Raw genomic sequence first — 14,149 nt, 5'->3', positions numbered from 1 at the left:
GGGCCGGGCTAGAACCAGGCTTGGACCGACAGCCAGGCGCGCGGCGCACGGTCCGGGTCGCCGGTGGACGGCGGCGCCGTCGTCGTGCGCCATGCCAGGTAGGTCTTGACCAGGAATTTGCCGGGCTGGCCCAGCGTGGCGCCCACACCGACGGAACCGAGGCTCAGCGTGTTGGCATTGCCCGGCACAGTGGGGCCGTTCTGGTTGAAGCGAATGCGCCCATGGTCATAGAAAGCCAGCAGAGTCAAAGGCTCACCCCAGACCGTTGGGGCGAGCTGGTAACGCGACTCCAGGTTCAACAGGAAACCGGCGTCGCCGACGCCTTCCCCCACCGGGTAGCCGCGCACGCCATTGGGCCCGCCCAGAACCATTTTTTCGGCCGAGCTGAGGTTTTTCGACGCCAGCTGGGCCTGTGCCGCGACGTGAAAGCTGTAAGCGGCATCAAAAAACTGGGAGCGCTGGAATTCCAGGTTCAGCTTGCTGAAACCGCCCGCTGTGCGCAGGCCGCCGAGGCCATCGTCAAGCGCCTGATCGGCCGCATTCAGCGTGAGGCGGCCGAAGGTGGCGTTCACGGCATAGTTGTTCAGGCTGCTGCCGCCCGCCAGTTCGTCGATGAAGTTACCCGCCAGCCCCAGCCTGAGCGCGGCGATGTCGCGCTCGCTTTTGAGTGCGGGTGTGCGCGTTTCGTCAACGAGCTTTTTTTGCTCTGCACTGATGAGGCCGTACAAATTGTTGGCGCGCCCGCGCAGCAGGGGGTGGGACAGGGTGAGGCCGAGAATGTCGGCCCGGCCGCTGGCCCCCAGCGGCTCGAATTGCTTGCCCAGCGCGTAGTCCAGGCGCACCGCGCTGACACCCACCCGCGTGCCGTAAGCGCCGACCGGCACGGTGTAGCCGGCGCGGTACAGGGTCGAGCCAGCCTGGTCGCTTTGCTGGGCGCTCAAGGCCAGCACGTCACCGCGCCCCAGCAGGTTGTTGAGATTGGCACTTAACGTGACACGCGCGGCACCAGCGGCGCGCGCGCCATGGTTGTCTACGCTGACCGAGCCGTCGGCGCGCGGCCCTTTGCCCTGCACGGTGATCAGGACATCCGCCAGGCCCAGGCGATCTCCAGGCTCAACCGTAGCGCCGGCGTCATATCCCGCCAGGTCGCGCAACAGCAACACGGGCTTGTCGAGTGCGTATTCGGTAACGGCGTCACCGGACCGCAGCTGGCTGCCCACCAGTTCTTCCGCGAACGCCTTTGAGATGCCGGCGCCGTCGACACGCACAGAGACGCGGCCGACCCGCGCTTCAATGATGGTGATGGCGACAGTCCCGCCTTCTGCGGGAAACGCCTGCTCGGGCAGGTACGCCTGCGTGAGCAGATAGCCGTTCTGCCGGTAAAGCGCGCTGATGGCATTGGCGGCATCTGTGAGGCCGGCCAGATCCGTGGGCCGGTGGAGCCGGCTCGACAGCAAAGCCGCAAGTGCTTCACTGGAGAAAACGCTGTTGCCGGAAAAGCTGAACGCCGCTGGCGTAATGCGCGCAGTTCCCGCCGCTGGCTCCGCAACCCGGGGCGGTGCCAGTTCGGGCAGTGGCCCGCTACGCAAGGGCAGCAACGGTAACGAACCTTGCGGCTCCAGCAGCGTTCCGGCATCGGGCCGCACGTCTGCCCGGACCTGCGCCAGCGCAGGGACGTCCAGGGCGATGCATACGCCCAGAACCCCCCAGGCGACAAGCCTGGATGCCAGAAAGACTGAACTGCTCAAGAAGCGACCCTTTCGGTGTACAAATGCAACAAAATGTTTTATCGGTTGTAGCGCTTTGCTCTTACGCTGTCCAATATTTTTTGTTAAAACACCTCCTATTTTCGCTGTAAGTGTTTGTTTTTGCACAGTTATTTAAAGATCCTGGAAAAATAAGCCGGCACGCCGATGGCTCTTTGCCAAATGTAAGTAAATGTTTATTGCCCTATTCCCACCGACAGGCAGACAGAAGTGGTCGTCGTCCGCACGAAGGAGCACCGGTCAATAGGGATAAGAAGAGGAGGCAAAGAAGAGGGGCGGCACTCATGGGGTACGCGCCGGCCGGCAGCGCCCGTACTGGCGAGAGCTGCGCCAGAAGCCTGCGGGCGGCATGCCCAGGCCATGCTTGCTATCTTTTTGAGAGCTGCTTGCGCACGTCCAGTGGGAATGGTGAGCCGTTTGATGCCCAATCGTGGCACCGACCCGTTGGCCGGGGTTGCCCACGGGATCGCCGCCAACCGGGAGCCACCAAGCCACAGCGAAACTACCGACGCAGCAGAAGGCGCCGGTTAACGGCCCCCAAAAAAACAGGCTGGAGTCAGCCAGGCCCCCTCGCTAAAGATACGAGAAGGGGATACGAGAAGGGGAGGATGAGTGCCAGTCCCGGGGTCAGCTCAGGCTGTGCCCCACACCTCGCGTGCGGTTTCGACCACCAGGCGCAGCTTGTTGCGTTGCGCTTCCACGGCGATGTTGTTGCCGTGTACGGTGCTGCTGAAGCCGCACTGCGGTGACAGCGCGAGCTGCTCCAGCGGCGCGTATTTCGCAGCGTCTTCAATGCGGCGCTTCAGGTCGTCCTTGCTTTCCATTTCACCGAACTTGGTAGTGACCAGGCCCAGCACCACGGTCTTGCCCTTGGGCAGGTAGCGCAGGGGTTTGAAGTCGCCGCTGCGGCTGTCGTCGTACTCGAGGAAATAGGCGTCCAGGTCCATCTCCTTGAGCAGCGCCTCGGCCACCGGCTCGTAGTTGCCGGCCGCGGCGTGGGTGCTCTTGAAGTTGCCGCGGCACAAATGCATGGCCAGCGTCATGCCGGCGGGCTTTTGCGCGACCACCTTGTTGATGAATTTGGCGTAGCGGTGCGGCAGCTCGTTGGGATCGTCTCCGCGCTGGCGCGCCGCTTCACGCATTTTCTCGTCGCACAGGTAGGCCAGGTTGGTGTCGTCCATCTGCACATAGGTACAGCCGGCCGCGGCCAGGCTGCGCAGTTCGTCGCCATAGGCCTTGGCTACGTCGTCGTAAAAAGCCGGATCGAGTTCGGGATAGGCCTCCTTGCTGATGCCGGCGCGGCCGCCGCGAAAGTGCAGCATCGTGGGCGAGGGAATGGTGACCTTGGGCGTGTTGCCCGCACTGACCTGGCTTTTGAGGTACTGGAAGTCGGCGAGCTGGATGTCCTTGACGTGGCGCACCTTGTCGATCACCCGCATCACCGGCGGCGCCAGTTCCATGCTGCCGTCGGGCCGCTGGATGGTGACCGGGATATCGGTCTTCACGCCGCCGATCTGCTCGAGGAAGTCGATGTGGAAGTAGGTGCGGCGGAATTCGCCGTCAGTGATGCTTTTGAGGCCCACGTCTTCCTGGAACTTCACGATTTCGGTGATGGCCTGGTCTTCGACCTTGCGCAGTTGTTCAGGCGTGATCTGGCCCTTGGCTTTTTGCTCGCGGGCTTCCAGCAGGTACTGCGGGCGCAGAAAGCTGCCGACATGGTCATAACGGGCGGGTAGCTTGGCGGTCATGGGAAAGTCTCCATCGGTTGCAGGCACAAACCCCCATGGTATTCCAGCAAAATCACCTCTCATTGAATACAGAAATTCCGTATTTACCCTGAATTTCCCTATTTTTCTTGGCTTTTTGGCAATTTATGTATACATTGAGTATCCATGAATGCTCAGAAATCGACTTTCCCCCTGAACGCCTGGTATGCCGCCGCTTATGACGTGGAGGTGGGCCGCACGCTGCTGGCGCGCACGATTTGCAAGCAGAAGGTGGTGATGTTCCGCCGCACCGACGGCCAGGTCGCCGTACTGGAAGACGCCTGCTGGCACCGGCTGCTGCCGCTGTCCATGGGCACGCTGAACGGCGACGAGGTGACCTGCGGTTACCACGGCCTGGTCTATAACGCCCAGGGCCGCTGCACCCACATGCCCAGCCAGGAAACGCTGAACCCTTCGGCCTGCGTGCGTGCCTTCCCGGTACTGGAAAAGCATCGCTTTGTCTGGATCTGGCCCGGCGACCCGGCCAAGGCCGACCCGGCGCTGGTGCCCGACATGCATTGGAACGACGACGCAGACTGGGCCGGCGACGGCAAGCTGATCACGGTGAAGTGCGACTACCGCCTGGTCGTCGACAACCTGATGGACCTGACCCACGAAACCTTTGTGCACGGCTCCAGCATCGGCCAGCGCGCCGTGGCCGAGGCGCCCTTTGTCGCCACGCATGGCGACCGTACGGCCACCGTCACGCGCTGGATGGAAAACATCGACGCACCGCCGTTCTGGGCCGGGCAGATTGAGCACGCGCGCGGCTACAGGGGCAAGGTGGACCGCTGGCAAATCATCAAATTCGAAGCGCCCTGCACTGTGAACATCGACGTCGGCGTGGCCGAAGCCGGATCGGGTGCGCCACCCAAAGACGGCCAGCCGGGCGACCGCAGCAAGGGCGTCAATGGTTTTGTGCTGAATACGGTGACGCCGGAAACAGACGGCAGCTGCCACTACTTCTGGGCTTTCGCACGCAATTACTGCCTGGGTGAACAGCGCCTGACGCACCAGCTGCGCGAGGGCGTGGCCGGCATCTTCCGCGAGGACGAACATGTGCTGGAGGCCCAGCAAATCGCCATCGACGAACACCCGGACCACCAGTTCTACAACCTCAACATCGATGCCGGCTCGATGTGGGCCCGGCGCCTGATAGACGGACTGATCGCGAAAGAAAAACCACCGGCGCCTGTCATCACTATCCGGCTGGCGGCCTGAGGCGGGGATCATTTTTTATGCGAACCACAATCAATGCTATCAATTCAGTAGCTTCCAGCGCAGATTCCGAAAGGGCTACAGGCCAAAATAGCCTTGAAAGCGCGCAGGTGCGGGCGCAGCTTCAGCTTCGCGAGATGATCCTGGCCGGCGAGTTGCCCGGCGGAGCACGCATTGCCGAGCTGTCCATCGTTGAAAAACTCGGCTTCTCACGCACACCCATCCGCGCGGCATTGATGCGGCTGGAGCAGGAAGGCCTGCTGGAGTCGCTGCCCAACGGCGGCTACGCCGTGCGCACGTTTTCCGAACGCGATGTGTCCGAAGCGATCGAACTGCGCGGCACCATTGAAGGGCTGTCGGCGCGGCTGGCCGCCGAGCGCGGCGCACCCACCGTGGTGCTGAACGAAGCCCGCGAATGCCTGGGCAAGATCGATGCGGTGCTCAGCCAGCCTGCGCTGGACGATGAGGCTTTCTCTTCCTACGTCGCGCTGAACGAGCGGTTTCATGAACTGCTGGGTGAAATGGCCGGTAGCAGCGTCATTGCCAAGGAGCTCGAACGCGTGTTCAGCCTGCCGTTTGCGTCGCCTTCGGGTTTTGTAGTGGTGCAGGCCAATTCCCCGGGCGCTCGCGACATGCTGGTCGTGGCGCAGGACCAGCACCGACAGGTGCTCGACGCCATTGAGCAGCGCGAGGGCTCGCGCGCCGAAGCGATCATGCGCGAGCACTCACGCCTGGCCCAGCGCAACCTGCGCGCTGCCGTGGCCAGCCACAACCTGGACCAGATGCCCGGCGTGCGGCTCATACGGAAGAAATGACGTCCCCCCAAAGCGGCCTGCGGCCGCCTCCCCCCAAGGGGCGCCACCAGTGGCCCGGCAAAGCCGGTTCCACGGCGGCCCTCGAATTTAAGAGATCACGGAAAACTGAATGAAAGCCACCTCCAGCTGGACCGATGCGGTCATTGAATCTTTTGACGAACTCACGCCCACCGTGCGCGAGTTCCGCATCCGGCCCATGGGTGACGCAGCCACCGTGCAGCGCCACGAACCTGGCAGCCACCTGCAGGTACAGCTGCTGGTGGACGGCAAGCCGCAGCTTCGTTCTTACTCACTGGTCAGCGAGACCGATGGCCAAACGTATCGCATCGCGGTGAAGCGGCTGGACGACGGCCGCGGCGGTTCGCGCGCGATGTGGCAGCTGGCCGCTGGCGACCGGTTGCAGGTGAGCGGGCCGCGCAACCATTTCCCGCTGGACTTCAATGCCCCGGCTTACCTGCTGGTGGCCGGCGGCATAGGCATCACGCCGCTGGTGGGCATGGCCCAGGCGCTGGCCGACCGCTGTGCGCAGTCGGGCCGGCCGCTGCGCATGCTGTATGGCGTGCGCAGTGAATCTGAACTGGCTTACGGCGAAATGCTGCGGGCTTGCCTGGGCGAGCGGCTGCAGGCGGCCGTCGACGCGCGCATCGATTTCGCCGGCGAGATCGCAGCGCTACCGGCCGGCGCGCAAATGTATGTCTGCGGCCCGGTGCCCATGCTGGACGCGGCGCGCCATGCCTGGGAAGCCTCGGGCCGGCCAGCGGCCGACCTGCGTTATGAAACCTTCGGCAACAGCGGGCGCTTCGCACCGCAGGCTTTTCGGGTGCAAATCCCCCGCCACGCGCTGGACATCACTGTGCCGGCCGACTGCAGCCTGCTGGATGCGCTGGAGCAGGCTGGGGTGCAGGCCGTCTTCGACTGCAAGCGCGGCGAATGCGGCCTGTGCACACTGGACGTGCTGGCGGTCGACGGCGAGATCGACCACCGCGACGTCTTTCTGAGCGAGCACGAGAAACAACAAAACACGCGCTTGTGCGCCTGTGTCTCGCGCGTGGTCGGTTCGGTGACGCTGGATTCTTCCTACCGGCCCGACGCGTGAGGGGACAACTTGTGTGCGATCACCGGGTCATGCGCGCGATGATCGCGCAACCGACCGCGAACCAACAGCAACCCCGTGAGCGGCAACCCACACAATGAAGCCATGGAGGGCATGGCCGATGTGTTCACATATCGAACATTTGTGCTGATACCGCACTCATACTAGACTCGCACCGTTTTACGGCCGGATGCCGGCGACCTGAACTCCGCCGCGTTTGACGCAGCAGCAAGAACTGAAAACCACCCAGGAGACAAGCATGAAAAAACGTACCTTCCTCACCGCCGCCGCGCTGTCGGCCGCGGCACTTGCCGCCGCCCCGGCACTGGCCCAGGACAACACCTTCAAGATCGGCCTGATCCTGCCGATGACGGGCCAGCAGGCCACCACCGGCCGGCAGATCGAGGCGGCCGTGCGCCTTTACATGGCGCAGAACGGCGACAGCGTGGCGGGCAAGAAAATCCAGCTGATCGTGAAGGACGACACCTCACTGCCGGACACCACACGGCGCCTGGCGCAAGAGCTGGTGGTCAACGACAAGGTCAACGTGCTGGCAGGCTTCGGCATCACGCCCTCGGCCCTGGCCACCGCGCCCATTGCGACGCAATCCAAGACGCCCATGGTGGTGATGGCGGCGGCAACATCCAGCATCACGCAGGCTTCCCCCTACATCGTGCGCAGCAGCTTCACGCTGCCGCAGGTTTCGGTCGCCCTGGCCGACTGGGCGCCCAAGAACGGCATCAAGACGGTGGTCACGCTGGTGTCCGACTACGGCCCCGGCATCGACGCGGAGAAATTCTTCAAGGACCGCCTGACCTTTAATGGCGGCCAGGTGACCGACGCGCTGCGCGTGCCGCTGCGCAATCCCGACTTCGCGCCCTTCCTGCAAAAAGTGCGGGACAACAAGCCCGATGCGCTCTTCGTCTTCGTGCCTTCGGGCGCAGGCGCCGCGGTGATGAAGCAGTTTCTTGAGCGCGGCCTGGACAAGGCCGGCATTCGGCTGATCGCCACCGGCGATGTGACGGACGACGACCAGCTCAACGACATGGGTGACGGCGCGATTGGCGTCGTTACTTCGCACCACTACTCGGCGGCGCACCCCTCGGCGATGAACAAAAAATTCGTGGAAGCGTTTGCCAAAGCCAACAAGGGCCTGCGCCCCAACTTCATGGCGGTGGGTGGCTATGACGGCATGCGGGTAATTTACGAGGCGCTCAAAACCAGCAAGGGCCAGGGTGGCGGCGACGCGCTGCTCGAAGCCATGAAGGGCCAGCTGTTTGAAAGCCCGCGCGGCAAGATTTTCATCGACGCACAGACGCGCGACATCGTGCAGGATGTCTATCTGCGCAAGGTCGAGAAGAAGGACGGGCAACTCTACAACGTGGAGTTTGATGTGATCAAGGACGTCAAGGATCCCGGGAAGAACAAGTAACCCCCCGAAGCGCCGCTTCGCGTCGCCTTCCCCCTGCTGGGGGCAACACCAGCGGCCCGGCGAAGCCGGTTCCGCGGTATTCCTGGCACGGACCTCTCTCAAGCAAACACTGATCCTCTGGCCAAAGCATGCTGACCCTTCTTTTTGACGGAATCGCCTACGGCATGCTGCTGTTCATCCTGGCGGTGGGCCTGGCGGTGACCATGGGCCTGATGAATTTCATCAACCTCGCGCATGGCGCTTTCGCGATGGCCGGCGGCTACATCACCGTGTTGCTGATGCAGCACTTCGGCGTGCCTTTTTTGCTGTGCCTGCCGCTGGCCTTCGCCGGCTCAGCGCTGCTAGGCGCTGTGCTGGAGCGCACGCTGTACCGGCCGCTGTACAACAAGCCGCACCTGGACCAGGTGCTGTTTTCGATCGGCCTGGTGTTCATGGCGGTGGCCAGCGTGGACTACTTCGTCGGCTCGACGCAGCAGATCGTGCAGCTGCCCCAATGGCTCAAGGGCCGCACCGAGATCGGCAGCGGCGCCTGGATGCTGGGCATGGGCCACTACCGGCTGTTCATCATTGCGGTGTGCGCCGCGCTCACGCTGGGCCTGCAATACGTGCTGACTCGCACGCGCTTCGGCAGCCGCTTGCGTGCCTCGGTGGACGACCAGCGCGTGGCGGCCGGCCTGGGCATCAACGTCAACATCGTGTTCCTTTCGACCTTCGCCGTCGGCTCGGGACTGGCCGGCCTGGGCGGCGCGCTGGGCGCCGAAGTGCTGGGGCTGGATCCGAGCTTTCCGCTCAAGTTCATGATTTACTTCCTGATCGTGGTGGCCGTGGGCGGCACCACGTCGATCACCGGGCCGCTGCTGGCCGCGCTGCTGCTGGGCATTGCCGACGTGGCGGGCAAGTACTACATCCCCAAGCTGGGGGCCTTCATCGTTTACAGCCTGATGATCGTGATTTTGATCTGGCGGCCGCAGGGCCTCTTTGTGCGCAAGGGCGGCAGATAAATGAACACTCAAACGTCCCTGCTTAAAAACAGCCGCTGGAAGCTCTGGGAACCGGTGCTCTGGCTCGCCGCCTTCGCCGCGCCAGTGCTGATGCCCAGCCACGCGTCCATCATCAATGAGATCGCCATCGTCGCGCTGTTCGCGGTGTCGCTGGATCTGGTGCTGGGTTACACCGGCATCGTCTCGCTGGGCCATGCAGCCTTCTTCGGCATAGGCGGCTATGCGGCGGCGCTGTTCGCCAAGCTGGTCATGCCGGACCCGCTGGTGGGCCTGGCGGTGGGCATCGCCACCGCCACACTGCTGGGTGCCGTGTGTTCACTCACCATCCAGCGCGGCAGCGACCTGACACGGCTCATGGTGACACTGGGGGTGGCGCTGATCCTGCTGGAGCTGGCCAACAAGCTTGACTGGCTGACCGGCGGCGCCGACGGCCTGCAAGGCGTGGTGATGGGCCCGCTGCTGGGCCGCTTCGAGTTTGACCTGTCGGGCCGCACCGCCGCCTATTACTCGCTGGCCGTGCTGCTCATTTTGTTTGTGCTGATGCGTCGCCTCGTGCATTCGCCGCTGGGCGCGACACTCAAGGCGATACGCGACAACCGCCTGCGCGCCATGGCCATCGGCATTCCGGTCGCTTCGCGGCTGACCGTGGTCTACACGGTGGCAGCCGGCGTCGCGGGCGCCGCGGGAGCGTTGATGACGCAAACCACCGGCTTTGCCTCGCTGGATTTGTTTGAGTTTCATCGTTCGGCCGATGTGCTGCTGATCCTGGTGGTCGGCGGCGCTGGCTGGCTGTATGGCGGCGTAGCCGGGGCCATCGTGTTCAAGCTGATGCAGGACGCGCTGTCGTCCATCACGCCGCAGTACTGGACCTTCTGGATAGGCCTCTTCCTGGTGGTGCTGGTGCTGGTGGGGCGCGAGCGCCTGGTCCGGCCCTGGGCATGGTTGCCTAAGCACGGAGGCCAGTCATGAGCGCGGCGCCGCACAGCGACGCGGTGCTGTCCGCGCAAGGGCTGGTGATGCGCTTCGGTGGCATTGCCGCCACCAACAACGTGAGCCTGAACCTGCGTCGCGGCGCGCGCCATGCGCTGATAGGGCCGAACGGTGCGGGCAAGACCACGCTGGTCAACCTGCTGACGGGCGTTCTGCAGCCGACCGAGGGCCGCATCCTCCTCGACGGCGAAGATATCACGCGGCTGGCGCCGCACCAGCGCGTCAAGCGCGGGATGGTGCGTACCTTCCAGATCAACCAGCTCTTCGATTCGCTCACGCCGCTGGAAACGCTGGCACTGACCGTATCGCAACAAGCGGGGCTCGGCGCGAAATGGTGGCAGGCGCTGGGGCGCAACCGGCGCGTGGCCGAGCGCTGCGAACAGTTGCTGGAGCAGTTTCACCTGACCGGAGTGATGGATCAACCGACACGCATGCTGGCCTACGGAAAGCGCCGCTTGCTGGAAATCGCCGTGGCGCTGGCCTGCGAGCCGCGTGTGCTGCTGCTCGACGAACCCGTGGCGGGTGTGCCGGCCGGCGAGCGCGAAGAACTGCTGCAGACCGTGGCCGCACTGCCCGCTGACGTGTCGGTACTGCTGATCGAGCACGACATGGACCTGGTGTTCAGCTTCGCCACCACCATGACGGTACTGGTCAACGGCACGCTGCTGACCGAGGGCACGCCTGAGGAAATCGCGGCCGACCCTCAGGTCAAGGCGGTCTATCTGGGCCATGGCGAAGAGGTGGCTCATGGCTGAACTGCTCAAGGTCGACAAACTGCGCGCCGGCTACGGTGAGGCAGTGGTGCTGCACGAGGTGTCGTTCGCACTGGGCGAGGGACAGACGCTCGCGCTGCTGGGCCGTAACGGCACCGGCAAAACCACGCTGATCAACACACTGGCAGGCGCGACGCGGCAGCACGGCGGCGCCATCTCGTTCGGGGCGGGCACATCCATGGTCGCGTTGCACCATTTGCCCTCGCACGAACGCGCGGCGGCCGGCATAGGCTGGGTGCCGCAGGAGCGCAATATCTTCAAGTCGCTGACGGTGCACGAGAACCTGACGGCGGTGGCGCGCCCGGGCAAATGGAACCCCGAAGGCGTGTACGCCATGTTCCCGCGCCTGGCCGAGCGAAAGGGCAACCTGGGCACGCAGCTGTCGGGCGGCGAGCAGCAGATGCTGGCTGTGGGCCGGGCGCTGGTACTCAACCCGAAGCTGCTGCTGCTCGACGAACCGCTGGAGGGCCTGGCGCCCATCATCGTGGAGGAGCTGCTGCGCGCCATACGCCGCATCACGCGCGAAGAGGGCCTGAGCGCCATCATCGTGGAGCAACACCCGCAAGCCATTCTGGCGATTTCCGACAGCGCCGTGGTGCTGGACCGCGGCATGGTAGTCCACACCGGAACGGCCCAGGCGTTGCGCGAGCAGCCCGAGCGCCTGGACCATTTGCTGGGTGTTGCGCGCTGAGCGGCGCAGGCCCGCCAACCTGGCTTTTTTTATTTCGCGCTTAAAGCGCTCAAAAAACGGCTACGCGCCGCCATCGTGAATGAGCTCCGCGGCAAAGCGGCTTTCTGTGCTGAAAAGTCAAAAGCAATACACCTTTTTGCGTAGATTCACTTACTAGGGTTTTCCCCTCCGACGGCCTACAATCGCAGACCTTACAAGAAATTGACGGTCGACCCGACCGTTTCCGCTGGAGACCTTGCTGATGCCGACACCCCCCACCGCGACGCCCAATAGCACTGAAGCCAATCGCGAAGAAAAACGCGCCGAATTGCGCCTCGCCGCACTTGAATACCACGAGTTTCCGACCCCGGGCAAGATCGCCATTGCAGCGACCAAACAGCTGACCAACCAGCGCGACCTGGCCCTGGCTTATTCGCCAGGCGTCGCCGCACCTTGCGAAGAAATTGTCAAGGACCCGAATAACGCCTTTAAGTACACCAGCCGCGGCAACCTTGTGGCTGTCGTGACCAACGGCACCGCCGTGCTGGGCCTGGGCGACATCGGCCCTTTGGCCTCCAAGCCGGTCATGGAAGGCAAGGGCGTGCTGTTCAAGAAGTTCGCCGGCGTGGATGTGTTCGACATTGAGATCGACGAAAAAGACCCGGCCAAGCTGGTCGACATCATTGCTTCGCTGGAGCCGACCTTCGGCGCCATCAACCTTGAAGACATCAAGGCGCCCGACTGTTTTTATATCGAGCGTGAGCTGCGCAAGCGCATGAAGATCCCGGTCTTCCATGATGACCAGCACGGTACCGCCATCACCGTAGGTGCGGCCGTCCTGAATGCGCTCAAGGTTGTCGGCAAAGGTCCGGGGCAAGTCAAGCTCGTGACGTCCGGCGCGGGCGCGGCCGCCCTGGCTTGCCTGAACCTGTTGCTCAAGCTGGGCATCCAGCGCGAAAACGTGTTCGTGACCGATCTGGCCGGCGTGGTCTATGAAGGCCGCACCGAGCTGATGGACGAAGACAAGATCCAGTTCGCGCAGAAGACCGATGCACGCACGCTTGCCGACGTCATCGCTGGCGCGGACATCTTCCTGGGCCTTTCCGCCGGTGGCGTGCTCAAGAAAGACATGGTCGCCAAAATGGCCGCCAAGCCCATCATCCTGGCGCTGGCCAATCCCAATCCCGAGATCACGCCGGAGGACGTCCGGACCGTGCGCGACGACGCCATCATGGCGACCGGCCGCACCGACTACCCGAATCAGGTCAACAACGTCCTGTGCTTTCCCTACATCTTCCGCGGCGCACTGGATGCCGGGGCCTCCACCATCACCATCGAGATGGAAATCGCGGCTGTACACGCCATAGCCGAGCTGGCGCAGGCCGAGCAAAGTGAAGTCGTGGCAGCCGCCTACGTGGGTGAAAAGCTGGCGTTCGGGCCCGAATACCTGATTCCCAAGCCTTTCGATCCGCGCCTCATGATGAAGATCGCGCCCGCCGTCGCGCAGGCGGCGGCCGACAGCGGGGTGGCCCTGCGGCCCATTCAGGACATGAACGCTTACCGCGAGCGGCTGCAAAGCTTTGTCTACGCCTCGGGCACGGTGATGAAACCGATTTTCGCGGCCGCCAAGGCCGCCAGCCGCAAGCGTGTGGCCTATGCCGAGGGTGAGGAAGAACGCGTGCTGCGTGCCTGCCAGATCGTGGTGGATGAAGGACTCGCACGCCCGACACTGATCGGCCGGCCCGCCATCATTGCCCAACGCATCGAAAAATTCGGCCTGCGCCTTAAGGAGGAGCTCGACTACGACGTCGTCAATGTCGAGCAGGATCATCGCTACCGCGACTTCTGGCAAACCTATCACCGCCTCATGGAACGCCGTGGTGTGACGGTGCAGATCGCCAAAATCGAAATGCGCCGCCGCCTCACATTGATCGCCGGCATGTTGCTGCACAAAGGCGACGTGGACGGGCTGATTTGCGGCACCTGGGGCACGACGGCCCATCATCTGGACTATCTGGATCAGGTCATCGGCAAGCGCGAAGGCGTCAACACCTATGCCTGCATGAACGGCTTGTTGCTTCCGGGGCGCCAGGTGTTCCTGCTCGATACGCACGTCAACTGCGATCCGACTGCGGAACAGCTCGCGGAGATCACCACCATGGCGGCCGAGGAAATGATGCGCTTTGGCATCAAGCCCAAGGCGGCTCTGCTGTCGCATTCGAATTTTGGCTCTTCCAACCTGCCCAGCGCCCTGAAAATGCGCCGCACGCTGGAGTTGCTGCGCGAGAAAGCGCCATGGCTTGAGGTTGATGGGGAGATGCATGGCGACATGGCATTGGACGCCGATGCGCGCGCCCTCATCATGCCGAACAGCACCCTGACGGGTGAGGCCAACCTCCTGGTACTGCCCAATATTGATGCAGCGAACATTTCCTACAACCTGCTGAAAACAGCGGCGGGTGGCAATATCGCCATCGGCCCGGTTTTGCTGGGAGCAAACAAGCCCATGCACATCCTGACCGCTACGGCAACGGTGCGCCGTATTGTCAACATGACCGCACTGACGGTAGCGGATGCCAATGCGAGTCGATGAGCCAAAATTAGATAGCTAGCACTAACTTAGTG

General features: G+C 63.5%; 11 protein-coding genes. 9 read left to right on the top strand and 2 right to left on the bottom strand.

What is annotated here, in order from left to right; translation table 11 throughout:
- Window positions 1-8: 8 nt before the first annotated feature.
- Both AC1DU8_RS21005 and AC1DU8_RS21000 read right to left on the bottom strand, forming a co-directional pair.
- Window positions 9-1,748 carry a ShlB/FhaC/HecB family hemolysin secretion/activation protein gene (locus tag AC1DU8_RS21005; protein ID WP_477689736.1) on the bottom strand — a complete coding sequence of 580 codons (1,740 nt, stop codon included), beginning with the start codon at window positions 1,746-1,748 and terminating at the stop codon, window positions 9-11.
- A 650-nt stretch (window positions 1,749-2,398) separates the two neighbouring features.
- Entirely contained in the window at window positions 2,399-3,514 is a 1,116-nt protein-coding gene (locus tag AC1DU8_RS21000) for a 5-methyltetrahydropteroyltriglutamate--homocysteine S-methyltransferase (protein ID WP_457281944.1), read from the bottom strand.
- A gap of 144 nt (window positions 3,515-3,658) precedes the next feature.
- Between AC1DU8_RS21000 and AC1DU8_RS20995 the strand changes: the two genes are divergently transcribed.
- From AC1DU8_RS20995 to AC1DU8_RS20955, 9 genes are all read left to right on the top strand, one after another.
- Window positions 3,659-4,753 (top strand): aromatic ring-hydroxylating dioxygenase subunit alpha, encoded by a 1,095-nt coding sequence (locus AC1DU8_RS20995; protein WP_457281943.1) that lies wholly within the window; start codon window positions 3,659-3,661, stop codon window positions 4,751-4,753.
- A 107-nt stretch (window positions 4,754-4,860) separates the two neighbouring features.
- Window positions 4,861-5,565 (top strand): GntR family transcriptional regulator, encoded by a 705-nt coding sequence (locus AC1DU8_RS20990; RefSeq protein ID WP_457281942.1) that lies wholly within the window; start codon window positions 4,861-4,863, stop codon window positions 5,563-5,565.
- Window positions 5,566-5,674: 109 nt separating this feature from the next.
- Window positions 5,675-6,661, top strand: coding sequence for a PDR/VanB family oxidoreductase (locus AC1DU8_RS20985; protein WP_477689735.1), 987 nt, complete (start codon window positions 5,675-5,677; stop codon window positions 6,659-6,661).
- Between the two features lie 256 nt (window positions 6,662-6,917).
- Window positions 6,918-8,090 (top strand): ABC transporter substrate-binding protein, encoded by a 1,173-nt coding sequence (locus AC1DU8_RS20980; RefSeq protein WP_457281940.1) that lies wholly within the window; start codon window positions 6,918-6,920, stop codon window positions 8,088-8,090.
- Between the two features lie 128 nt (window positions 8,091-8,218).
- The gene (locus AC1DU8_RS20975) at window positions 8,219-9,091 is read left to right on the top strand and encodes a branched-chain amino acid ABC transporter permease (RefSeq protein ID WP_457281939.1); all 873 of its coding nucleotides are present in this window, start codon (window positions 8,219-8,221) and stop codon (window positions 9,089-9,091) included.
- Window positions 9,092-10,060, top strand: coding sequence for a branched-chain amino acid ABC transporter permease (locus AC1DU8_RS20970; RefSeq protein ID WP_477689734.1), 969 nt, complete (start codon window positions 9,092-9,094; stop codon window positions 10,058-10,060).
- Entirely contained in the window at window positions 10,057-10,836 is a 780-nt protein-coding gene (locus tag AC1DU8_RS20965) for an ABC transporter ATP-binding protein (RefSeq protein WP_457281937.1), read from the top strand. The genes AC1DU8_RS20970 and AC1DU8_RS20965 overlap by 4 nt, the downstream gene beginning before the upstream one ends.
- Complete coding sequence (locus AC1DU8_RS20960) at window positions 10,829-11,545, top strand: ABC transporter ATP-binding protein (protein ID WP_457281936.1); 717 nt, start codon at window positions 10,829-10,831, stop codon at window positions 11,543-11,545. The genes AC1DU8_RS20965 and AC1DU8_RS20960 overlap by 8 nt, the downstream gene beginning before the upstream one ends.
- A 241-nt stretch (window positions 11,546-11,786) precedes the next feature.
- The gene (locus tag AC1DU8_RS20955) at window positions 11,787-14,117 is read left to right on the top strand and encodes an NADP-dependent malic enzyme (RefSeq protein ID WP_457281935.1); all 2,331 of its coding nucleotides are present in this window, start codon (window positions 11,787-11,789) and stop codon (window positions 14,115-14,117) included.
- Window positions 14,118-14,149: the final 32 nt, after the last annotated feature.

The organism is Polaromonas sp. P3_A5 (assembly GCF_056403055.1).
This window is presented reverse-complemented; position numbering and strand designations above follow the sequence as displayed.